The organism is Streptomyces sp. V4I8 (assembly GCF_041261225.1).
GTDB lineage: Bacteria > Actinomycetota > Actinomycetes > Streptomycetales > Streptomycetaceae > Streptomyces.
The window spans coordinates 2,988,233-3,009,909 of record NZ_JBGCCN010000001.1; the positions used below are offsets into that span (position 1 = coordinate 2,988,233).

Here is a 21,677-nt window from a genome sequence, read left to right on the forward strand (position 1 = left end):
CGTCGGCTCGTACACTCGCCTGCGTGGATACGACCCTTCAGGACCCTCTGGTCGGGCAGGTGCTCGACGGCCGGTATCGCGTCGACGCGCGGATCGCCGTCGGCGGGATGGCCACCGTCTACCGGGCCCTGGACACCCGCCTCGACCGCGTGCTCGCGCTCAAGGTGATGCATCCCGCGCTGGCGGTGGACGGGGTGTTCGTGGAGCGGTTCATCCGGGAGGCGAAGTCCGTCGCCCGGCTGGCGCACCCCAACGTCGTGCAGGTCTTCGACCAGGGCACCGACGGGTCGTACGTCTATCTCGCCATGGAGTACGTCGCGGGCTGCACCCTGCGGGACGTCCTGCGCGAGCGCGGGGCGCTGCAGCCCCGGGCCGCCCTGGACATCCTGGAGCCGGTGCTCGCCGCGCTCGGGGCCGCGCACCGCGCCGGGTTCGTGCACCGGGACATGAAGCCCGAGAACGTGCTGATAGGGGACGACGGTCGGGTCAAGGTCGCCGACTTCGGTCTCGTGCGGTCCGTGGACACCGTGACCAGCACCACCGGTGCCGTCCTCGGCACCGTCTCCTATCTCGCGCCCGAGCAGATAGAGCAGCCCGGTGCCGCCGACGCCCGCGTCGACGTGTACGCGTGCGGTGTCGTCCTCTACGAGATGCTCACGGGCGACAAGCCGCACGACGGGGACTCCCCCGCGGTGGTGCTCTACAAGCACCTGCACGAGGACGTCCCGCCGCCCTCGGCGATCGTGCCGGGACTGGCGTACGAGCTCGACGAGCTGGTCGCGTCGGCCACCGCGCGCACCCCGGACCTCCGTCCGTACGACGCCGTGGCGCTGCTCGCGCAGGCCCGGGAGACCCGCACCGCGCTCACCGCGGACCAACTGGACGCGGTGCCGCCGCAGGCACTCACGGCGGAGCACAGCAACGCGGACGACCGTACGAGCGTGATCCCGCGTGCGCTGAACATCCAGCGGCCGCTGCCCGTGAACGAGGACGAGCCCGAGGCCGTCTTCAACCGGACCAGCCGGCTGGAGACACCTCCGCCCCCGCCTCCGCAGCGCCGGTCGCGGACCCCGCGTGCTCCGCGCGGCCCGCTGGTCATCGTCGCCGCCGTCCTGCTGGCGCTCGGCCTCGGGGTCGGCGTCTGGTACATCAACTCCGGCCAGTTCACCGAGGTCCCGCCGCTGATGTCCAAGACCGAGGCTCAGGCCCGGGACCGGCTGGAGGACGCCGGGCTAGAGGTCGGCAAGGTCGAGCGCGCGTACAGCGACACCTTCGAGCGCGGCACCGTCATCAACTCGGACCCGAAGTCGGGCTCCCGCATCCGGAACAACGACTCCGTGGGTCTGGTCCTCTCGCTGGGACCGAAGACCGTGAAGGTGCCCGATCTCCAGGGCTACCCGCTGGACAAGGCGAGGAGCGAGCTGAAGGAGGTCGGCCTGGAACCGGGCTTCGTCAGCCGGGAGTTCAACGACGACGTCACCAGGGGCTCCGTGATCTCCTCGGCCCCCGGGACCGGCACGAAGGTCCGCTCCGGATCCGCGGTCAAGCTCACCGTCAGCAAGGGCAGCCCGGTGGACGTCCCGGACGTCACCGGCGCGAGCCCGGCCGACGCGCGGGCCGAGCTGGAGGAGGCCGGCCTGAAGGTGAGGATCGCCCCCACGCGGGTCAACTCCGAGTTCGACGCGGGCCAGGTCGCCCAGCAGACGCCTGCGGCCAACGGCAAGCAGGCCGCCGAAGGTGACACCGTCACGCTGACGCTGTCCAAGGGCCCCGAGATGATCGAGGTCCCGGACGTGGTCGGCGACAGCGTCGACGACGCCAGGGCCGCGCTGGAGGCCGCCGGCTTCGAGGTCGACGAGGACCGCGGCCTGCTCGGGCTGTTCGGCGACACGGTCAAGAAGCAGTCCGTCAAGGGCGGGAAGACGGCGCCCAAGGGGTCGACGATCACGATCACCATCCGGTGACGGACGCTGCGCCGGGCTAGTGCCGGGCGCCCATGGATGTGCCAGGGCATGCCGTCGGGCGGCTGCGGGCTGGTAGGGGTTGCTCACGCCCACGCGGCGGAGCCGCCCATCGACAGCCCCGCGCCCCGGGGCGGGTGCAGTCACCCGACCGCGGAAAGCGCCCGGGCCCCATGGGACCCTTGACCCGTGATAACTCAGCGCAACCCCGTCGGCGGTCATGTCCCCGTGGCCGGTGGCCTCGCCTCCGTCGGGCTCACCTACGCCCACGACCTCAAGGCCGAGACGGTCCAGGTCTTCGTCGCCAACCCGCGCGGCTGGGCGACGCCGGCCGGGAACCCGCGGCAGGACGAGGAGTTCCGCGCGGTCTGCGAGGCCGAGTCGATCCCGGCGTATGTGCATGCGCCGTACCTGATCAACTTCGGTTCGCACACCGAGGCGACGGCCGAGAAGTCGGTGGAGTCGCTGCGGCACTCGCTGCGGCGCGGGCGGGAGATCGGGGCGCTCGGCGTGGTCGTGCACACGGGCAGCGCGACCGGCGGCCGAGAGCGTTCGGTGGCCCTGAAGCAGGTACGGGAGCGCCTGCTGCCGCTGCTCGACGAGCTGACCCACGACGGCGACCCGTATCTGCTCCTGGAGTCCACCGCCGGGCAGGGCGCCTCGCTCTGCTCGCGGACCTGGGACTTCGGACCGTACTTCGAGGCGCTGGACGCCCATCCGAAACTGGGCGTGTGCCTGGACACCTGCCACATCTTCGCCGCCGGCCATGATCTGACCGGCCCGTCCGGCATGCACCAGACGCTCGACCTGCTGGTGGACACCGTCGGCGAGGGCCGGCTGAAGCTGATCCACGCCAATGACTCCAAGGACGTCGTCGGCGCGCACAAGGACCGGCACGAGAACATCGGCGCGGGTCACATCGGCGAGGACCCGTTCCGGGCGCTGATGACGCACCCGGCGACGGCGGGCGTACCGCTGATCATCGAGACACCCGGCGGGAAGGAAGGCCACGCGGCGGACGTGGAGCGGCTGAAGAAACTTCGCGACGCCTGACCGGAAAATGGAATACCCCCAGGGGGTATATGGTTCCTGCTCGTGCAGGAACCGTAACCTGGCATTGGGGGCAGTCATGGAACACGAAGCGCACGCGTCACACGCTCACCACCACGAAGTGGCCACCACCACCAGCACCTGGGCGATGGCGGTCCGGGCCACCCTGCACTGCCTCACCGGCTGTGCCATCGGCGAGGTGCTGGGCATGGTGATCGGTACCGCGCTCGGCTGGGGCAACGTGCCGACGCTGATCCTGGCGATCGTCCTCGCGTTCCTCTTCGGCTACGCGCTCACCCTGTGGGGGGTGTTGAAGGCGGGCGTCGACCTGCGTGCCGCGCTCAAGGTGGCGCTGGCCGCGGACACCCTGTCCATCGCCGTGATGGAGCTGGTCGACAACGGCGTGATCGTGCTCTGGCCGGGCGCCATGGACGCCGGACTCGCCGACCCGCTGTTCTGGTGGGTGCTGGCGATCGCCCTCGCCGCCGCCTTCGTCCTGACCACGCCCGTGAACAAGTGGATGATCGGCCGCGGCAAGGGGCACGCGGTGGTGCACCAGTACCACTGAGAGCCGGCGAAGAGGCCGGGAGTCAGAGCTCGGGGCCGTCCCCGGGCTCCTCCTGGTACGAGTACCGCTGTTCCTTCCAGGGATCGCCAATGTTGTGGTAGCCGCGCTCCTCCCAGAAGCCACGGCGGTCGGCGGTCATGTACTCCACGCCGCGGACCCACTTGGGCCCCTTCCAGGCGTACAGATGGGGGACGACCAGACGGAGGGGGAAGCCGTGCTCCGCCGTGAGCAGTTCGCCGTCCTTGTGGGTGGCGAAGATCGCGCCCTCGGAGGCGAAGTCGGCGAGGCGCAGGTTGGAGCTGAAGCCGTACTCGGCCCACACCATCACATGCGTGACGGCCGGCGCGGGCGGCGCGATCTCCAGGATGGTCCGGGCCGGGACACCGCCCCACTCCGCACCGAGCATGCTGAACTTCGTGACGCAGTGCAGATCGGCGAGGACGGTCGTGTACGGCAGGGCCGTGAACTCCTCGTGGGTCCAGCAGTGCTTCTCACCGTCGGCGGTGGCCCCGAACACCCTGAACTCCCAGCGTTCGGGCCGAAACTTGGGGACCGGTCCGTAGTGCGTGACGGGCCAGCCACGCTGCACGCGCTGTCCCGGCGGAAGCTCGGAGTGTGCTGCTGCTCCACCTTCGCGCTCCACCGACTGACCCATGACTCCATCCTGACAGACCTGGGGCAGTGCACCTGACCACACCCCTCAACAATCCGCCTCATAACGGACTAAGCATGCCCTTACTTACTAAGTGAAGACTTACTGGACGATCTTCTCTGCCGGTGGAATCATGCGGCGCATCCTGCCAGTTCCCCCCGTGGAAGGAGCCTCTGCGATGCAGGGCGACCCCGAGGTCCTCGAATTCTTGAACGAGCAGCTGACCGGCGAGCTGACGGCGATCAATCAGTACTGGCTGCATTACCGGATCCAGGACAACAAGGGCTGGACGAAGCTCGCCAAGTACACGCGTGAAGAGTCCATCGATGAGATGAAGCACGCGGACAAGATCACCGAGCGCATCCTCATGCTCGACGGCCTGCCGAACTACCAGCGACTGTTCCACGTACGGGTCGGCCAGACGGTCACCGAGATGTTCCAGGCCGACCGACAGGTCGAGGTGGAGGCGATCGACCGCCTCAAGCGCGGTATCGAGGTGATGCGCACCAAGGGCGACATCACGTCCGCGAACCTCTTCGAGTCGATCCTCGAGGACGAGGAACACCACATCGACTACCTCGACACGCAGCTGGAACTCATCGACAAGCTGGGTGAGGCGCTCTACCTCGCGCAGCAGATCGAGCAGCCGAGCTAGGGCTCGGGGAAGCTGACGGGCTAGGCCGCGTCCGCCAGGTCGGTCAGCACCGGCCGGCCCTGGTCGGCCAGCTCACGGCGGGGGCACGCGCCCCGGCCCAGGATCGCCTGAATACGGCGTACGCACGACCCGCAGTCCGTGCCCGCCTTGCAGGCGGACGCTATCTGGCGGGGCGTACAGGCACCGTCCTCCGCGTGCTGCTTCACCTGCTGCTCGGTGACACCGAAGCAACTGCAGACGTACACGAGGACCACCTCCCGCCGGGATCGAAGTCGCGCCATCCCCTTGATCGGTGAGGCTAACCTAACCTTACCCGCCACACAGGAACCGTAAAAGTGGGGTGGGGCGCGGATCGTATGTGATCCGCGCCCCACCCCACATGCCGGTAATAACCGAACCGGTTACTGGTCCCTGTACATCTCCGCGACGAGGAAGGCCAGGTCCAGCGACTGGCTGCGGTTGAGCCGCGGGTCGCAGGCCGTCTCGTAGCGCTGGTGCAGGTCGTCGACGAAGATCTCGTCGCCGCCGCCCACACACTCGGTGACGTCGTCGCCGGTGAGTTCCACGTGGATGCCGCCCGGGTGGGTGCCGAGGGCCTTGTGGACCTCGAAGAAGCCCTTGACCTCGTCGAGCACGTCGTCGAAGCGGCGGGTCTTGTGACCGGAGGCCGCCTCGAAGGTGTTGCCGTGCATCGGGTCGGTCACCCAGGCCACGGTCGCGCCCGAGGCGGTGACCTTCTCGACCAGCTCGGGGAGCTTGTCGCGGACCTTGTCGGCGCCCATGCGGACGATGAAGGTCAGCCGGCCCGGCTCACGCTCGGGGTCCAGGCGCTCGATGTACTGCAGCGCCTCCTCGGCCGTCGTGGTCGGGCCGAGCTTGATGCCGATCGGGTTGCGGATCTTCGAGGCGAACTCGATGTGCGCGTGGTCCAGCTGCCGGGTGCGCTCACCGATCCACACCATGTGCGCCGAGACGTCGTACAGCTGGCCCGTGCGGGAGTCGACCCTGGTCAGCGCCGACTCGTAGTCGAGCAGCAGCGCCTCGTGCGAGGAGTAGAACTCGACGGTCTTGAACTCCTCCGGGTCGGCCCCGCAGGCGTGCATGAAGTTGAGCGCCTGGTCGATCTCGCGCGCCAGCTGCTCGTAGCGCTGCCCCGACGGGGACGACTTCACGAAGTCCTGGTTCCAGGCGTGCACCTGGCGCAGGTCGGCGTAGCCGCCGGTGGTGAAGGCGCGCACCAGGTTGAGCGTGGAGGCGGAGGCGTTGTACATCCGCTTCAGGCGCTCGGGGTCCGGGACGCGGGCGGCCTCGTTGAAGTCGAAGCCGTTGACCGAGTCGCCGCGGTACGTCGGCAGGGTCACGCCGTCGCGGGTCTCGGTGCCCTTGGAGCGCGGCTTGGAGTACTGGCCGGCGATGCGGCCGACCTTCACGACCGGCACCGAGGCGGCGTACGTGAGCACGGCGCCCATCTGGAGGAGGGTCTTGAGCTTGTTGCGGATGTGGTCGGCGGACACCGCGTCGAAGGCCTCGGCGCAGTCGCCGCCCTGGAGAAGGAACGCCTCTCCCTTGGCGACGGCCGCCATCCGGGCGCGCAGCTGGTCGCACTCGCCCGCGAAGACGAGCGGCGGATACGACTCCAGCTCCGCAACGACTGCGCGCAGAGCCTCGGTGTCGGGGTACTCGGGCTGCTGCGCCGCGGGCAGGTCTCGCCAGGTGTTGCCAGCGCTCGTGCTGGTCTTAGCGTTCACGGTCACGCCCTCAACATTACGGGGTCGTGTCGGGCGTCCTGCCCCCATGCCCAGCAAATGAGACACGGGGTACACCCCTCGGACATGAGGTAAGGTGCCTCGCATGTTCGCGCACTCGACCCAGAACTGGTGGTGGACCGCTCATCCGGCGGCCCGCTGACTGCGCGTACGACAGACTTCGCGAAGGCCGCCCGAGGGGCGGCCTTCGGCGTTTCCCGGGGTCCGTTCCTCTCCCACTGAGTACCACCGAGTCTCACTGAGAAGGAGCACGGACCCATGAACCTGCTCGACTTGCTGGACGATCCCCGTCCGTTCGCCCTGCTGCGCCGCCGCACACCGGGCCAGGACGAGGAGACGGTCGAGGTCCTCATCGGCCCGGTCGCCACGTACGACCGCCTGGCCGACCTCCCCGACGAGGGCCTGGCGCTCGTCCCTTTCCGGCAGATCCGCGAGCGGGGCTTCGACGTCCGCGACGACGGCACGCCACTGACGGTGCTGATCCCCGAGGAGACGTACGGCATTCCGCTCGCCGCGGCCCTGGAGCAGCTCCCCGCCCACGACGTGCGCGTCGAGGGCGGCGGCTTCGACGTGGCCGACGAGGCGTACGCGGAGATCGTCGGGCGGGTGCTGCGGGAGGAGATCGGGCGGGGCGAGGGCGCGAACTTCGTGATCCGGCGGACGTACGAGGGGGAGATCCCGGGGTTCTCACGGGCCGACGCGCTGGCGCTGTTCCGGCGGCTGCTGGAGGGCGAGCGGGGCGCGTACTGGACGTTCGTCGTGCACACCGGGGAGCGCGCCCTGGTCGGGGCGAGCCCCGAGGTGCACGTCCGGATGTCCGGCGGGACTGTCGTGATGAACCCGATCAGCGGGACGTACCGCTATCCCGCCGACGGCCCGACCCCCGACCACCTGCTCGACTTCCTCGCCGACGGCAAGGAGATCGAGGAGCTGTCGATGGTCGTCGACGAGGAGCTCAAGATGATGTGCACCGTCGGCGACATGGGCGGCGTGGTCGTCGGGCCGCGGCTGAAGGAGATGGCGCACCTCGCGCACACCGAGTACGAGCTGCGCGGGAAGTCCTCGCTGGATGTGCGGGAGGTCCTGAAGGAGACCATGTTCGCGGCCACGGTCACCGGTTCGCCCGTGCAGAACGCCTGCCGGGTGATCGAGCGGCACGAGGTCGGCGGGCGCGGCTACTACGCCGGTGCGCTGGCCCTCATCGGCCGCGACTCCGGCGGGGCCCAGACCCTGGACTCCCCCATCCTCATCCGTACGGCCGACATCGCCCCGGACGGACGGCTGCGGGTGCCGGTGGGCGCCACGCTCGTGCGCGGTTCGGACCCGGCGAGCGAGGTCGCGGAGACCCACGCGAAGGCGGCTGGGATCCTGGCAGCTCTTGGCGTACGGCCGTCCCGGCCCCGTGCGGAGCACGCGCGCGTACGCCTCGCCGACGACCCACGCGTGCGTGCCGCCCTCGACGGGCGCCGGGCGTCGCTGGCCCCGTTCTGGCTGCGGATGCAGGAGCGGTCCGCGGAGCTGGACGGACACGCGCTGGTCGTCGACGGGGAGGACACCTTCACCGCGATGCTCGGGCACGTGCTGCGGTCGAGCGGGCTGGAGGTGACCGTCCGGCGCTTCGACGAACCCGGGCTGCGGGAGGCCGTCGCCGCGCACGAGGGACCGGTCGTGCTCGGTCCGGGCCCCGGTGACCCCGCGGATCTCGACGACCCGAAGATGCGGTTCCTGCGGGACCTCACCGCCGAGGTCATCCGGAACCACCGGCACGGTGTGCTCGGCGTCTGCCTCGGGCACGAGCTGATCGCGGCCGAGCTGGGGCTGGAGATCGTACGGAAGGAAGTGCCCTACCAGGGGGCGCAGACGACGATCGACCTGTTCGGGCGGCCGGAGACGGTCGGTTTCTACAACAGCTTCGTGGCGCGCTGCGACGACGAGGTGGCAAAGGAGCTGTCCGCGCACGGGGTGCAGGTGAGCCGGGCGGGCAGCGGGGAGGTGCATGCCGTACGGGGGCCCGGATTCGCCGGCGTGCAGTTCCACCCGGAGTCGATCCTGACGCTCAACGGGGCGACCGTCGTACGGGAGTTGATGGGTCAGCTGCGCAACACGACCGTGTAGCCGTCCGGGGGCTCGCAGCCCCAGGCTGCCAGCCCCCGGACTATCAGCCCCCGGACTTCCGCTCCCTCGTCGGCCGATGGATCAGCCGAAGAAGACGCCGACCTCCTCGTACAGCTTCGGATCGACCGTCTTCAGCTTGGCCGTGGCGTCCGCGATCGGGACGCGGACGATGTCGGTGCCGCGCAGGGCGACCATCTTGCCGAAGTCGCCGTCGCGGACCGCCTCGATGGCGTGCAGCCCGAAGCGGGTGGCGAGCCAGCGGTCGAAGGCGCTGGGGGTGCCGCCGCGCTGGATGTGCCCGAGGACCGTCGTCCGTGCCTCCTTGCCCGTGCGCTTCTCGATCTCCTTGGCCAGCCATTCGCCGACCCCGGACAGCCGGACGTGCCCGAAGGAGTCCAGCGACTCGTCCTTGAGGACCATGTCGCCGTCCTTCGGCATGGCACCCTCGGCGACGACCACGATCGGGGCGTACGACGCCTTGAAGCGCGAGGTGATCCAGGCGCAGACCTTGTCGACGTCGAAGCGCTGCTCGGGGATGAGGATGACGTTGGCGCCGCCGGCCAGCCCGGAGTGGATGGCGATCCAGCCGGCGTGACGGCCCATCACCTCGCAGACCAGGACGCGCATATGGGACTCGGCGGTGGTGTGCAGCCGGTCGATCGCCTCGGTCGCGATGCCGACGGCGGTGTCGAAGCCGAAGGTGTAGTCCGTGGCGGACAGGTCGTTGTCGATCGTCTTGGGCACGCCGACACAGGGCACGCCGTACTCGTCGGACAGCCGGGCGGCGACGCCGAGGGTGTCCTCGCCGCCGATCGCGATGAGCGCCTCGACCTCCTGCTTGGCGAGGTTCTCCTTGATCCGGCGGATGCCGTCCTCCTGCTTCAGCGGGTTGGTGCGCGAGGAGCCGAGGATGGTGCCGCCGCGGGGCAGGATGCCGCGCACGGCGGGGATGTCGAGACGGATGGTGTCGTTCTCGAGCGGACCTCGCCAGCCGTCCCGGAAGCCGACGAAGTCATAGCCGTACTCCTGCACGCCCTTGCGGACGACGGCCCGGATGACGGCGTTGAGACCGGGGCAGTCGCCGCCTCCGGTCAGTACTCCGACCCGCATGGAAATGTCCCTTCGCCGCGGTTGCCTGGTGAGGCCACGCTAATGGTGAGCCAGGTCACAACGGGATGGGTCGGACCGGCAATTCCGGTGAACTGCCGGGTGTTTGGTTTACGCGCCGTCAACCGGACGACCGATGGATCACTCGTCGTCGAGGCCGCGCTCTATCGCGTACCGCACCAGCTCCACCCGGTTGTGCAGCTGGAGCTTGCCGAGGGTGTTCTGGACGTGGTTCTGGACCGTGCGGTGGGAGATGACCAGGCGCTCGGCGATCTGCTTGTAGCTCAGGCCCTTGGCGACGAGCCGCAGCACCTCGGTCTCGCGCTCGGTGAGCTGCGGGGCCCCCGGCTGGTCGGCGTCGGGGGCGGCGGGCCCCGGGTCGGAGGCCAGGCGGCGGTACTCGCCGAGGACCAGGCCGGCCAGGCCCGGGGTGAACACCGGGTCGCCCACGGCCGTACGGCGCACCGCGTCGAGGAGTTCCTCCGTCGAGGCCGACTTCAGCAGATAGCCGGTGGCGCCCGACTTCACGGCCTCCAGCACATCGGCGTGCTCACCGCTCGCGGACAGCACCAGGACGCGCAGCGCCGGGTTGTGGGCCACCAGCTCCTTGCAGACCTGGACGCCGGGCTTGGCCGGCAGGTTCAGGTCCAGTACGAGGACGTCGGGGGCGGCGGCCTTGGCGCGGCGGACGGCCTGGTCGCCGTCGCCCGCCGTGGCGACCACGTCGAGGCCGGACTCGGCCAGGTCACGGGCGACCGCGTCGCGCCACATGGGGTGGTCGTCGACCACCATGACCTTGATCGGGTCCTGCTGTCCGTCCTGCCCGTTCGCGGTGTCCGTCATCGCTGCCCCGCCTTCCCCCGTGAAGCCCTGCTGTCCTTCGGTACTTTCAGTTCCACTTCCGTGCCCTGGCCCGGCACCGAGATCAGCTCGGCGCTGCCGCCGAGGTCCCGCAGCCGCCCCCGGATCGACAGGGCGACACCGAGTCGGCCCTCGCCCTCGGCCTGGGCGAGCCGGCCCTCGGGGATGCCGGGTCCGTCGTCCCGTACGGTGACGATCACCTCGTCGGGCTCGTCCTCGACGAGGATCCACGCGCGCGCGTGCTCCCCCGCGTGCCGGCGGACGTTGTCCAGGGCGGCTCCCACGGCCGCGGCGAGCTCCCGCGCGGCGGGAGGGGCCAGCACCACGGGCGCGCCGGGCTCGGCCAGGCTGACCTTCGCACCGGCGTATCGGGCGAGCAGCGCGCGGAGATCGACGGGACCGGCGGATTCGTCCGGCTCCTCCACGGCGAGCACGACGGCACCCTCGGCGGCGTCCTGCGACACCCGGGACACGGGCACCAGCCCGCCCGAGACCAGCGTGCGCAGCGCGACCTCCTGCTCACCGGCCATCCGGCCCAGCTCGGCCGCCTCGCCGCCGATGACGGCGCCGCGCCGCTGCACCATCGCCAGCACCTGGAGCACGCTGTCGTGGATGTCCCTCGCGAGCCGTTCCCGCTCGCGCGTGGCCGCCTCGATCTCCAGGGCGCGGGCCAGGGTGCGCTCGGAGGCGCGGGCGACCTCGACGACGTAGCCGATGGCGATGGAGGCGATCCAGACGAGCAGCACCATGTGGACGGTGTCGCGGGTCGGTACGCCGGAGCGGTGGACCAGGTTGGCGGCGGCGACCAGCGTGGAGGCGAAGGCGGCCCAGCGCCAGCCGCCCTTGATGGCGAACGCGAGCACGGCGCCCGCGGTCCATATCGACGGCAGGGTCGGGGCCCCGGCCTCGATCCGCGCGGGTGTCTCGGCGAGCCGGGTGAGCAGGATGCCGCCCAGGGCGATGGTGAGGTCCACGGCGAGGAAGCGCTTGGTGCAGCTCGCGGCGTTCGCGACCCTGGGCAGGGTGGCCAGGGTCCAGACGGCCAGTACGGCGTAGTAGGCGACAGCCACCCAGGGGCGGGCGACCTCGTCATGGGCGCTGATGAACAGCCCGATCGCGTACACCAGGGTCAGCACCCGGTAGCCGGCCAGCGCACGCCACAGCGGCTGCTCGACGGACATCCTCATGACCCGCTCGCGCTTGGCCATCCCCCACCCCCGTTTTCGATTCGCTCGCCCAGACTGCCCTGTCTAGGCCCCCGACCGCTCCTCGTCCGCCTTCTTCTTCGCCTGTTCCTTCTTCGCCTGTTCCTTCTCGGCCTTCGCCGCGTCCGCGATCTGCCGCTTGGCGGCCGTCGCGTACATGTCGACGTACTCCTGGCCGGAGAGCTTCATGATCTCGTACATGACCTCGTCGGTCAGCGCGCGGAGCACGAAGCGGTCGTGCTCCATGCCCTGGTACCGGCTGAAGTCCAGGGGCTTGCCGATCCGGATGCCCGGCCGCATGAGCTTGGGCATGACCTGGCCCGGCGGCTGGATCTTCTCCGTGTCGATCATGGCGACGGGGATGACCGGCGCCCCGGTGGCGAGCGCCACGCGCGCGAGGCCGCCGGGCTTGCCCCGGTAGAGCCGCCCGTCGGGCGAACGCGTGCCCTCCGGATAGATGCCGAACAGCTCACCGCGCTCGAGGACCTCTATGCCGCTCTTGATGGCCGCCTCACCCGCCCCGCGCGCCCCGGAGCGGTCCACGGGCAGCTGGCCGACGCCCTTGAAGAACGCGGCCGTCATCCGGCCTTTGACCCCGGGGGTCGTGAAGTACTCGGCCTTCGCAATGAAGGTCACCTTGCGGTCGAGGACCGCGGGCAGGAAGAACGAGTCGGAGAACGAGAGGTGGTTGCTCGCGAGGATCGCGGCGCCCTCGGCGGGGACGTTCTCCAGGCCTTCCACCCACGGCCTGAAGGCGACCTTCAACGGTCCCCCGATGGCCACCTTCATCGCGCCGTACAACAACCGAGTGCCTCCTGTGTCTGTCGATCAGACCTTAACCCGGAGCACTGTCAATGAGTCCGACGGCCCTGGTCGGTGTCAGTGCGGTCGCGTACGGTGAACCACACCTGGCTGTATCGATGTGCGACTCCGCCTCGTGGGTTCATGTCGTTGCTCTCGTCATGTCCGTCCTTCTCACGAACGGGAGACCGTAAGGTGCCGGTCCTTCCTGGAGCCGAGCCGTACCGCCACGAGGGCGGGGAGATCGGGGTTCTCCTCTGCCACGGCTTCACCACTTCCCCCCATTCGCTGCGTCCGTGGGCGGAGCATCTCGCCGAGCGCGGGCTCACCGTCTCGCTGCCGCTGTTGCCGGGACACGGCACACGCTGGGAGGACATGCGGCTCACCGGCTGGCAGGACTGGTACGCCGAGGTGGACCGCGAGCTGCGCAATCTGCGGGACCGCAGCGCTCGGGTCTTCGTGGCCGGCCTCTCGATGGGCGGCACCCTGGCCCTGCGGCTCGCCGCGAAGCACGGGGACGGCGTCGCGGGCGTGCTGGTCGTCAACCCGGCGAACAAGGTGCACGGCCTGTTCGCGCACACCCTCCCGGTGTCCCGCCACTTCGTCCGTACGGCACCGGGGATCGCGGGCGACATCGCGAAGGAGGGCGGCGTCGAGGTCGGGTACGACCGGGTGCCACTGCACGCGGCCCACTCGCTGCGGAACTTCTTCCGGCTGGTGGACGGCGAGTTGCCGCAGGTCACCCAGCCGCTGCTGCTTCTGCGCAGTGCGCGGGACCATACGGTGCCGTCGGTGGACTCGGCCCGGATCCTGAGCCGGGTGTCGTCCACGGACGTATCGGAGATCGTGCTGGAACAGAGTTATCACGTGGCGACGTTGGACCATGACGCGGACCGGATCTTCGAGGAGAGCATGGGCTTCATCGACCGGCTCGCGACCGGCGTCGGCAAGGAAGGGACGGCTGCACGTGGCTGAGCACGACTCCGACCGCGAGAGGCGTGAGGACCGCGACGATCGCGAGCCGGAAGAGCAGCACGTCCCGTTCGACGAGGACGCCGCCTGGGCCGCGATCGTCGCCGGGTACGGCGACGAGCCGCCGGACCCGCCGGGCTCGAAGCCGTTCAAGTCGATCGAGGACCTGGCGCTGCTGGAGTCCGACACGAACGACGGGACGAGCGGCGGGACGGACGAGGACCGCAGGCACGAGAAGGGCGAGAACGGCACGAAGGCCAAGCAGGCCGACGAGCCCACGGAGGACCGGGAGGACAAACCGGCCAAGCCACTGGGCAGCTCCGTCTCCTTCGCCCCCGGCGTCGGCCCGCGCGACTACAGCGCGCCCGAGCCGTCCGAGGACGACTTCGACGCCGACGACGAGGGTCACTTCGTCCCGCCGGAGCCGCCGCCGCTGCCCGCCGCCGACGCGACCGCGAAGTTCGCCTGGCTCGGGGTGATCGGCGGGCCGGTCCTGCTGCTGCTCGCCGTCCTGCTCGGCTGGAACATGACGTGGTGGCTGGCGACGCTGGCCATCGGCGGGTTCCTGGGCGGGTTCGCCACGCTGGTGATGCGGATGAAGACGGACGACGAGGACGACGACGATCCGGGGCGCGGTGCCGTCGTCTAGGACGCTCCGCGATGCTCCAGGACCTTCTAGGACGCCGGGACTTTGAGGGCGGCCAGGACCGGAAGGTGGTCCGTGGCCGCCCTCAGGTCTGTCTCCGTCACGCCGGGGTGGCCCACGGGGACTCCGCAGCCGAGTACCTCGATGCCCTTGGTGGCGAAGATCGCGTCGATGCGCTGATGGGGGTCGGCCGGGGTCGAGGTGTACTCGCTGCCCCAGGGGGCGGTGGCCCAGCAATCCTGGAGACCGTCGGCCATCCGGCGGAAGGTGCGGCCGCCAGGGCGTTCGTTCAGGTCGCCGCCCGCGACGGCGTGCTCCACGCCCATTCCGGCGAGGCGGTCGAGCAGCATGCCGCCCTGCTCCAGGCGTTCGTCCTTCTGCAAGGAGAGGTGACAGCTCAGGACGCCCAGGCGGGCGCCGTCGAAGCGGACCACTGCCGTGGCGAAGCCGCGTCTGTGGAGTCCTGGGGTGAGGGGGAGGAGGACGTCCTCGGTGCGCTCCACGGTGGCCCTCAGGTTGCAGAGGATCGCCGGGCCCGCGGCTGTGGCTCCGCCGGTGAGGATGACGAGGTTCGCTGCGCGGGCCAGGCGGGAGAGTTTCTTGCGCCAGCGGAAGAAGCGGGGGGCTTCTTGGACGAGCACCAGGTCGGGGTCGCAGGCGTTGATGACGCGGGCGAGGGCGGTGGTGTCGTCGCGCATCGAGCGGACGTTGTAGCTGAGGACTCGGATGACTGCGAAACCGTCGGGCTCTGTATGGGAGTCGGGCAGCAGCGCCATGTGGATCAATGTACGCCCAATGGCTCGGGGCGCGAGGCTCGTGCGCGACTGCCGGTTCGTCGTGGCTTGTCGCGCCCACGCGGCGGATCCGCATGTTGATACAGCCCCGCGCCCCTGGGTGGGCACAGTCACCGCCCCTTGAGCAGCAAAGTCACATGATCGGGTCGGGTTCCCTCGCCAGGTCCGCCGCGCCCACCAGCCCCGCCTTGTTGCCCAGCTGGGCCGCGATGACATCCGCCACCGGGCGCCAGTTGCCGCCTACCAGCCAGCGCTTGTAGGACTTGCGGATGGGGTCGAGGACCAGTTCGCCCTCGTCGGAGAGGCCGCCGCCGACGATGAAGGCGGACGGGTCGAACAGGGAGGCGAGGTCGGCGAGGCCGGCCCCGGCCCAGCGGGCGAGTTCGCGGTAGGAGTCGACGGCCACCGGGTCGCCCTGGCGGGCGGCCATGGAGATGTGCTTGCCCTCGATGCCCTCGGGGCTGCCGTCGCCCAGGCCGAGCAGGATCTCGGCGTGCTCCGGGGTGGCGTTGGCGCGCTGCTTGGCGTAGCGGACCAGGGCGCGGCCGGAGGCGTACTGCTCCCAGCAGCCCTGGCTGCCGCAGCCGCACAGCAGGCCGTCCGGCACCATGCGGATGTGGCCGAACTCGGCGGCCACGCCGTAGTGCCCGCGGCGCAGCTTGTTGCCGATGATGATGCCGCCGCCGAGACCGGTGCCGAGCGTGATGCAGATGACGTTGCGGTGGCCCTTGCCGGCGCCGAACTTGTACTCGCCCCACGCCGCCGCGTTGGCGTCGTTCTCCACGACGACCGGGAGACCGACACGGGCCTCGACCTTCTCCTTCAGCGGCTCGTTGCGCCAGTCGATGTTCGGGGCGAAGTACACCTCCGAGCGCTGGCGGTTGACGTAACCGGCCGCACCGATACCCACGCCGACGATCTCGTGCCCGGCGCGCGCGCCCTCCACCGCGGAGGCGATGGCGTCCACGATGCCCTCGGGCGTGCCCGGGGTCGGCACCTTGTGGGTCGAGAGGATGTTGCCTTCCTCGTCGACCACGCCGGCCGCGATCTTCGTGCCGCCGATGTCGACGCCGATGGTGAGTCCCATGAATCCCTCAGTTTCGGTCGAGCCCCGCTACGGCCAACCGTACCCGAGGCCCTGCCCTCGGGGACCCGTCGTCCGCCCGGCGGACGGGGCCGGCGGGGTGCCCGGACGAGCAGGGCTCCGATCAGCTGAGGAGCCGGGGAACCGGGGGGATCAGTCCAGGTCGATGCGCTCGCCGGGACCGGCGTCGTCGCCCCGGTCCGGGCGCTCGTCCAGGTCGTGCCCGCCCCTCTCCCCGGTGGTCCAGCGCCGCTCCTGGGCCTGGACCGCGGAGCGGTAGGCGGCGAGGAGTTCGGTGCCGGCCGCGGCCAGGTGGTCGAAGACGTCCGGGTTGCGCTCGATGACGGGCTCGACGGCCGCCTTGGCCTGCTCCACGACCTGCTTGACCACCTGCTGGGCGGCGGGTCCGGCGACCGCGCCGAGCAGCGGGGACTGGATGGTCGACAGCTTGTCCGCGACGGCGTCGACGAGCTTGCGCAGTTCCTCGGCGGCCGCGCCCGGCTGCGGGCCGTGCTGGGCGCGGCGGCGCGCCTTCTCCTCCGCGAGGTCCTCGGCGCACGCCGTCGCCCAGGCGTCGGCGTCGGTCGCCCGTACCTCGTCGATCGCCTCGTGCTCTCCGGCGTCGGACGGGGGGAGCTCTTCGCTCATGACGGACTCCTGACTACGGTTCGTCTCTACGACGTTACCCGAACGGGCGTACCTGCTTCACCGTGTCCCCGGCCAGAGATCCGGGTCCGGCGCGAACCGGATCCGCAGCTCGCCGTCGCGCAGCCCGGCCCCGGCCACGCCGCACCGGCGCAGGGCCGACGGCAGCGGCACGATGCGCCGGAACTGCCCTGCGGTGACGACGAGTTCGTCGCCGCGCCGGATGAGGTCGAGCTCGTCGCGTACGGCGCCGGGCAGCGGGATGTGCCAGACGAGGACGCCGTCGTCGGCGAGCCGGTCGGTGACGGGCCACTCGACGGTGGACGACGTGTCGTTGACGGCGGGCACGGCGAGACGGGTGAGGTCGTCGGTGCCGCGGGGGTCCCGGCCGAGGTGGGCGAAGCCGTGGACGTCGTGGCCCTCCGCCCGCCACTCCTCCAGGACCTTGCGCTGCTGGGCCACGGGCCCGGCGAGCCAGCTGCCCGGCACCGCCTCCGCCTCGGGCAGGACCCGGTTGGCGACCAGCAGGTCGGGGCGCAGGCCGCGCAGGTGGAGGGCGAGGGTGGCGTCCCGTACGGCGTCGGCGCCGCCCGGACCGGGCTCGGCGACCAGTCGTACGACGGTGTCGCGGTCGGCGACGACGGCCTCGACGGCGGCGAGGTCGAGGTCCCAGCGGGCCGCGGTCTCGTACAGCCACTCCGCGGGCATCGGCACACCGGCCAGCCGGCCCAGCACGGGTCGCAGCGCACGGGCCGCCTGCCGCTCGGGCGGGAGCAGCCGGCGCAGATAGCGACGCAGTTCCTCGGGGAGCGCGAGCAGGGCGAGGGCGTGCGGGGTGGCCGGCAGGTCGACGACGAGGAGGTCGTGGGCCTCGGCGAGCGCGGCGTCCCGCAGGGCCCGCAGCAGCGCGAGTTCCTCGGCACCAGGGAGGGGGGTGACCTCTTCCGGGTCGAGCCGGGAGGCGCCGAGGAGGTCGAGGGCGGAGGAGGCCCGCTCCTGGAAGGCGGCGAGGTCGTCCCGGAATCCGACGGCGGCGTCGGGCCGCCAGGCGGTGAGGTTCGGGGTGACCCGGGTCGGGGCCGGCCCCGTGCTCACGCCGAGTGCCGCGCCCAGGGTGTCGGTGCGGTCGGCGCTGAGGACCAGGGTTCTGCTGCCGTTGGTCGCCGCCGTCAGCGCGGTGGCGGCGGCGACGGTTGTACGGCCGCTGCCGCCCGGGCCTGTGATCAGGATGGTGCGCATGGGGGTGAACCGTAACGGACGTGGGGGTTCGGGCCGGTTGGGAGGTACCCGGCGCTACCGCGTACCCCCACGAACCCGCGGGGAACCGCCTACCTGCCCGATCACCCGCGGTGAACCGCCTACCTGCCCGACTCCACCCGCTTCTTCAGCCCCGCCAGCGCCCGGTCGATGATGACCTTCTCGGCCTTGCGCTTGATCATGCCCAGCATCGGGATCTTGACGTCCACCGTCAGCAGGTAGGTGACCTCGGTCGCCCCCGCCCCGGCCGGCTTCAGGATGTACGAGCCGTCGAGCGACCGGAGCATCTGGGACTTCACCAGCGTCCAGGACACCTCGTTCTCGCCGGTCCAGGTGTACCCGAGCACCTGGTCGTCCTTGATCGCGCCGGCGTCCATGACGAGCCGGACCTGCTCGGCACGGCCCTGCCCGTCGGTCTTGAGGACCTCCGCCTCCTTCACCTCACCGGTCCAGTCGGGGTAGCGCGCGAAGTCGGCGATCACCCCCATGACATCGGCCGGTGCCGCCTCGATCGTGATGCTCGAGCTGGTGTGTTCCGCCATCGCCGTGGCTCCTCCAGAAGCGGGCCGGTATGAAGTCGTGGTGCGCACGCGTGCGCAGCGTGAAGGCTACCGCGCGCCCGACCAGCCGACTTCACCCCCACCTCACCACTCCAGTGCCCAGGGCTTGCCCGACCCGGCGAAGTGCCCCACGTTCACACACTCGGTCGCCCCGATCCGCATCCGGCGGACCAGCGGCTGATGGACATGCCCGAACAGGGAGTAACGGGGGCGGGTACGGCGAATCGCCTCCAGCAGCGCCTTGCTTCCCCGCTCGAAGCGCCGCGCCACCGTGTCGTACACCAACTCGGGGACCTCCGGCGGAATGTGCGTGCAGAGCACGTCCACCTCCCCCACGGCCTCGATCTTCGCCGCGTACTCCTCGTCGCTGATCTCGTAGGGAGTCCGCATCGGCGTGCGCAGGCCGCCGCCCACGAAGCCGAAGACCCACCCGCCGATCTCCACCCGCTCCCCGTCCAGCACCGTCGTGCCGGGTCCGGCGTACTCCGGCCACAGGGGCGGCATGTCGACATTGCCGTAGGTGGCGTACGTCGGTGTCGGGAACACCGCGAACATCTCGGCGTACTGCTTGCGTACCGCCTTCTCGATCACCGCGCGCCGGTCCGAGCCGATCCCGGCCCACAGCCCCGCCCCGAACTCCCGGGCCTCCTCGAAGCGCCGGGCGGTGCGCAGCTCCACGATGCGGTCGGCGTTCTGCACGCCGAAGAGGTCGGGGAAGATGCCGCGCGAGTGGTCGGCGTAGTCGAGGAACAACACCAGGTCGCCCAGGCAGATCAGGGCGTCCGCGCCCTCGCCGGCCCTGGCCAGGTCGCGGGCGTTGCCGTGTACGTCGCTGACCACGTGGACGCGTGTCCTGCGGTTTCCCGTCGGTGTCGGTGCCATGGCGATCAAGGGTAGGCGTGTGCGGCAAACGTGAACAGTGGCGGCCGAAGCGATGGTTACTGGCCAGTTGTCAGACCGCTCGACTACTGTGCGCGCAGAAGTACCAATCCGTGTGACGCAGCGAACATCTCGCCGGGACCCCCTGTCGAAGAAGCCATACCGGCGGGTAACGTCCGGTCGGTCCAGTCGTGCTCTGGATTTCAACTTGTGAATCCACGAGCACTCGCCCGAGCCATGGACCGCACCGTCGCATCACACAACGTCGTGGCGCCGGCGCCCTATGAGGAGCAGCAGTCTTGCGCGAGTTCAGCCTTCCGGCTTTGTACGAGGTCCCTGCGGACGGAAATCTGACCGACATCGTCCGCAGAAACGCCGCGCAGCACCCGGACGTCGCCGTCATCGCCCGCAAGGTGGGAGGTACCTGGCAGGACGTGTCGGCCACCGCCTTCCTCGCCGAGGTGCACGCGGCCGCGAAGGGGCTCATCGCCGCCGGGGTCGGGCCGGGCGACCGGGTCGCTCTCATGTCCCGTACGCGCTACGAGTGGACCCTGCTCGACTTCGCGATCTGGTCGGCGGGCGCGGTCACCGTGCCGGTGTACGAGACCAGCTCGCCGGAGCAGGTGCAGTGGATCCTCGGTGACTCGGGCGCCACCGCCATGGTCACGGAGCTGGACGGCCACACCGCCGCCGTCGAGTCGGTGCGCGACCGGCTGCCCGCCCTCAAGCACGTCTGGCAGATCGAGGCCGGCGGCGTCGAGGAGCTGGGCCGCCTCGGACAGGACATCAGCGACGCGACGGTCGAGGAGCGCGGCTCGCTGGCGAAGGCCGACGACCCGGCGACCATCGTGTACACGTCCGGCACGACCGGCCGCCCCAAGGGCTGTGTGCTCACCCACCGCAGCTTCTTCGCCGAGTGCGGCAACATCGTCGAGCGCCTGCGCCCCCTCTTCCGCACCGGCGAGTGCTCGGTCCTGCTCTTCCTCCCCCTCGCGCACGTCTTCGGGCGGCTCGTGCAGGTCGCGCCCATGATGGCGCCGATCAAGCTGGGCACCGTCCCGGACATCAAGAACCTCACCGACGAGCTGGCCGCGTTCCGCCCCACGCTGATCCTGGGCGTCCCGCGCGTCTTCGAGAAGGTCTACAACTCGGCGCGCGCCAAGGCGCAGGCGGACGGCAAGGGCAAGATCTTCGACAAGGCGGCGGACACGGCGATCGCCTACAGCAAGGCGCTGGACACGCCGTCCGGCCCGCCCGTCGGCCTGAAGATCAAACACAAGGTCTTCGACAAACTCGTCTACAGCAAGCTGCGCGCGGTGCTCGGCGGCAAGGGCGAGTACGCCATCTCCGGCGGCGCCCCGCTGGGCGAGCGGCTCGGGCACTTCTTCCGCGGCATCGGCTTCACGGTCCTGGAGGGCTACGGCCTGACCGAGTCCTGCGCCGCCACCGCCTTCAACCCCTGGGACCGCCAGAAGATCGGCACGGTCGGCCAGCCGCTGCCGGGCTCGGTCGTGCGGATCGCGGACGACGGGGAGGTGCTGCTGCACGGCGAGCACCTGTTCAAGGAGTACTGGAACAACCCGGGCGCGACCGAGGAGGCGCTGGCCGACGGCTGGTTCCACACCGGTGACATCGGCACCCTCGACGAGGACGGCTACCTCCGGATCACCGGCCGCAAGAAGGAGATCATCGTCACCGCGGGCGGCAAGAACGTCGCGCCGGCCGTGATCGAGGACCGTATCCGGGCGCACGCGCTGGTCGCGGAGTGCATGGTGGTGGGCGACGGGCGGCCGTTCGTGGGCGCGCTGGTCACCGTCGACGAGGAGTTCCTGGGCCGCTGGTGCTCCGACCACGGCAAACCGGCGGGCTCCACCGCGGCGTCGCTGCACGAGGACCCCGACCTGCTGGCCGCGATCCAGTCGGCGGTCGACGACGGCAACGCCGCGGTGTCGAAGGCGGAATCGGTGCGGAAGTTCCGCATTCTCCCCTCCCAGTTCACGGAGGACTCGGGCCATCTGACGCCGTCGCTGAAGCTCAAGCGCAACGTCGTGGCGAAGGACTTCGCGGACGAGATCGAGGCGATCTACCAGAAGTAGCGA

Annotated in this window: 22 protein-coding genes; 9 read left to right on the forward strand and 13 right to left on the reverse strand. The window is 70.5% G+C overall.

Annotated features, from left to right (window positions below; all coding sequences use genetic code 11):
- The first annotated feature begins 23 nt into the window (after nt 1-23).
- The 3 genes from pknB (at nt 24) to ABIE67_RS13575 (ending at nt 3,579) form a co-directional block, all read left to right on the forward strand.
- Nucleotides 24-1,964: a Stk1 family PASTA domain-containing Ser/Thr kinase gene (gene pknB / locus ABIE67_RS13565; RefSeq protein WP_370256744.1), complete on the forward strand. Its 1,941-nt coding sequence runs from the start codon at nt 24-26 to the stop codon at nt 1,962-1,964.
- A 186-nt stretch (nt 1,965-2,150) separates the two neighbouring features.
- A complete protein-coding gene (locus ABIE67_RS13570) occupies nt 2,151-3,014 on the forward strand; it encodes a deoxyribonuclease IV (RefSeq protein WP_370256745.1) in 864 nt (287 codons plus the stop codon).
- Nucleotides 3,015-3,090: 76 nt separating this feature from the next.
- The gene (locus ABIE67_RS13575) at nt 3,091-3,579 is read left to right on the forward strand and encodes a DUF4396 domain-containing protein (RefSeq protein ID WP_370256746.1); all 489 of its coding nucleotides are present in this window, start codon (nt 3,091-3,093) and stop codon (nt 3,577-3,579) included.
- 22 nt (nt 3,580-3,601) lie between these two features.
- Here ABIE67_RS13575 and ABIE67_RS13580 read toward each other — a convergent pair whose 3' ends face one another.
- Nucleotides 3,602-4,234 (reverse strand): sulfite oxidase-like oxidoreductase, encoded by a 633-nt coding sequence (locus tag ABIE67_RS13580; protein WP_370256747.1) that lies wholly within the window; start codon nt 4,232-4,234, stop codon nt 3,602-3,604.
- A 175-nt stretch (nt 4,235-4,409) separates the two neighbouring features.
- On the opposite strand from ABIE67_RS13580, the gene bfr reads away from it, so the two are divergent.
- On the forward strand, nt 4,410-4,886 hold the full coding sequence (bfr, locus tag ABIE67_RS13585; protein WP_030051286.1) for a bacterioferritin: 477 nt from the start codon (nt 4,410-4,412) through the stop codon (nt 4,884-4,886).
- A gap of 20 nt (nt 4,887-4,906) precedes the next feature.
- Here bfr and ABIE67_RS13590 read toward each other — a convergent pair whose 3' ends face one another.
- Together ABIE67_RS13590 and ABIE67_RS13595 are read right to left on the reverse strand one after the other, a co-directional pair.
- Nucleotides 4,907-5,167 carry a bacterioferritin-associated ferredoxin gene (locus tag ABIE67_RS13590; RefSeq protein ID WP_370256748.1) on the reverse strand — a complete coding sequence of 87 codons (261 nt, stop codon included), beginning with the start codon at nt 5,165-5,167 and terminating at the stop codon, nt 4,907-4,909.
- Between the two features lie 120 nt (nt 5,168-5,287).
- Entirely contained in the window at nt 5,288-6,640 is a 1,353-nt protein-coding gene (locus ABIE67_RS13595; protein ID WP_370256749.1) for a class II 3-deoxy-7-phosphoheptulonate synthase, read from the reverse strand.
- Between the two features lie 97 nt (nt 6,641-6,737).
- Here ABIE67_RS13595 and ABIE67_RS13600 point away from each other — a divergent pair, with 97 nt between their 5' ends.
- Nucleotides 6,738-6,794 carry a trp operon leader peptide gene (locus tag ABIE67_RS13600; RefSeq protein ID WP_078516689.1) on the forward strand — a complete coding sequence of 19 codons (57 nt, stop codon included), beginning with the start codon at nt 6,738-6,740 and terminating at the stop codon, nt 6,792-6,794.
- A 116-nt stretch (nt 6,795-6,910) separates the two neighbouring features.
- A complete protein-coding gene (locus ABIE67_RS13605) occupies nt 6,911-8,767 on the forward strand; it encodes an anthranilate synthase family protein (protein WP_370256750.1) in 1,857 nt (618 codons plus the stop codon).
- 81 nt (nt 8,768-8,848) lie between these two features.
- On the opposite strand, the gene ABIE67_RS13610 is transcribed toward ABIE67_RS13605, so the two are convergent.
- The 4 genes from ABIE67_RS13610 to ABIE67_RS13625 form a co-directional block, all read right to left on the reverse strand.
- Nucleotides 8,849-9,877 carry a 6-phosphofructokinase gene (locus tag ABIE67_RS13610; RefSeq protein WP_370256751.1) on the reverse strand — a complete coding sequence of 343 codons (1,029 nt, stop codon included), beginning with the start codon at nt 9,875-9,877 and terminating at the stop codon, nt 8,849-8,851.
- Between the two features lie 138 nt (nt 9,878-10,015).
- A complete protein-coding gene (locus ABIE67_RS13615; protein WP_370256752.1) occupies nt 10,016-10,717 on the reverse strand; it encodes a response regulator in 702 nt (233 codons plus the stop codon).
- Complete coding sequence (macS, locus tag ABIE67_RS13620) at nt 10,714-11,943, reverse strand: MacS family sensor histidine kinase (RefSeq protein ID WP_370256753.1); 1,230 nt, start codon at nt 11,941-11,943, stop codon at nt 10,714-10,716. Before macS ends, ABIE67_RS13615 begins: the two co-directional genes overlap by 4 nt.
- Nucleotides 11,944-11,985: 42 nt before the next feature.
- Nucleotides 11,986-12,741: a lysophospholipid acyltransferase family protein gene (locus ABIE67_RS13625; protein WP_370256754.1), complete on the reverse strand. Its 756-nt coding sequence runs from the start codon at nt 12,739-12,741 to the stop codon at nt 11,986-11,988.
- A gap of 195 nt (nt 12,742-12,936) precedes the next feature.
- On the opposite strand from ABIE67_RS13625, the gene ABIE67_RS13630 reads away from it, so the two are divergent.
- Entirely contained in the window at nt 12,937-13,716 is a 780-nt protein-coding gene (locus ABIE67_RS13630; RefSeq protein ID WP_370256755.1) for an alpha/beta hydrolase, read from the forward strand.
- Nucleotides 13,709-14,362 (forward strand): hypothetical protein, encoded by a 654-nt coding sequence (locus ABIE67_RS13635; protein ID WP_370256756.1) that lies wholly within the window; start codon nt 13,709-13,711, stop codon nt 14,360-14,362. Before ABIE67_RS13630 ends, ABIE67_RS13635 begins: the two co-directional genes overlap by 8 nt.
- Nucleotides 14,363-14,388: 26 nt before the next feature.
- Here ABIE67_RS13635 and ABIE67_RS13640 read toward each other — a convergent pair whose 3' ends face one another.
- From ABIE67_RS13640 to ABIE67_RS13665, 6 genes are all read right to left on the reverse strand, one after another.
- Complete coding sequence (locus ABIE67_RS13640) at nt 14,389-15,135, reverse strand: endonuclease/exonuclease/phosphatase family protein (RefSeq protein WP_370256757.1); 747 nt, start codon at nt 15,133-15,135, stop codon at nt 14,389-14,391.
- Nucleotides 15,136-15,286: 151 nt separating this feature from the next.
- Entirely contained in the window at nt 15,287-16,240 is a 954-nt protein-coding gene (locus ABIE67_RS13645; RefSeq protein ID WP_048583482.1) for an ROK family glucokinase, read from the reverse strand.
- A gap of 150 nt (nt 16,241-16,390) precedes the next feature.
- Nucleotides 16,391-16,885 (reverse strand): DUF5304 domain-containing protein, encoded by a 495-nt coding sequence (locus ABIE67_RS13650; RefSeq protein ID WP_370256758.1) that lies wholly within the window; start codon nt 16,883-16,885, stop codon nt 16,391-16,393.
- 57 nt (nt 16,886-16,942) lie between these two features.
- Nucleotides 16,943-18,121, reverse strand: coding sequence for an ArsA family ATPase (locus ABIE67_RS13655; RefSeq protein ID WP_370256759.1), 1,179 nt, complete (start codon nt 18,119-18,121; stop codon nt 16,943-16,945).
- A gap of 119 nt (nt 18,122-18,240) precedes the next feature.
- Complete coding sequence (locus ABIE67_RS13660) at nt 18,241-18,681, reverse strand: SRPBCC family protein (RefSeq protein ID WP_370256760.1); 441 nt, start codon at nt 18,679-18,681, stop codon at nt 18,241-18,243.
- 102 nt (nt 18,682-18,783) lie between these two features.
- A complete protein-coding gene (locus ABIE67_RS13665) occupies nt 18,784-19,581 on the reverse strand; it encodes a metallophosphoesterase (RefSeq protein WP_370256761.1) in 798 nt (265 codons plus the stop codon).
- A 296-nt stretch (nt 19,582-19,877) separates the two neighbouring features.
- On the opposite strand from ABIE67_RS13665, the gene ABIE67_RS13670 reads away from it, so the two are divergent.
- Nucleotides 19,878-21,674, forward strand: a complete 1,797-nt coding sequence (locus ABIE67_RS13670; protein ID WP_370256762.1) for a long-chain fatty acid--CoA ligase — start codon at nt 19,878-19,880, stop codon at nt 21,672-21,674.
- Nucleotides 21,675-21,677 lie beyond the last annotated feature (3 nt).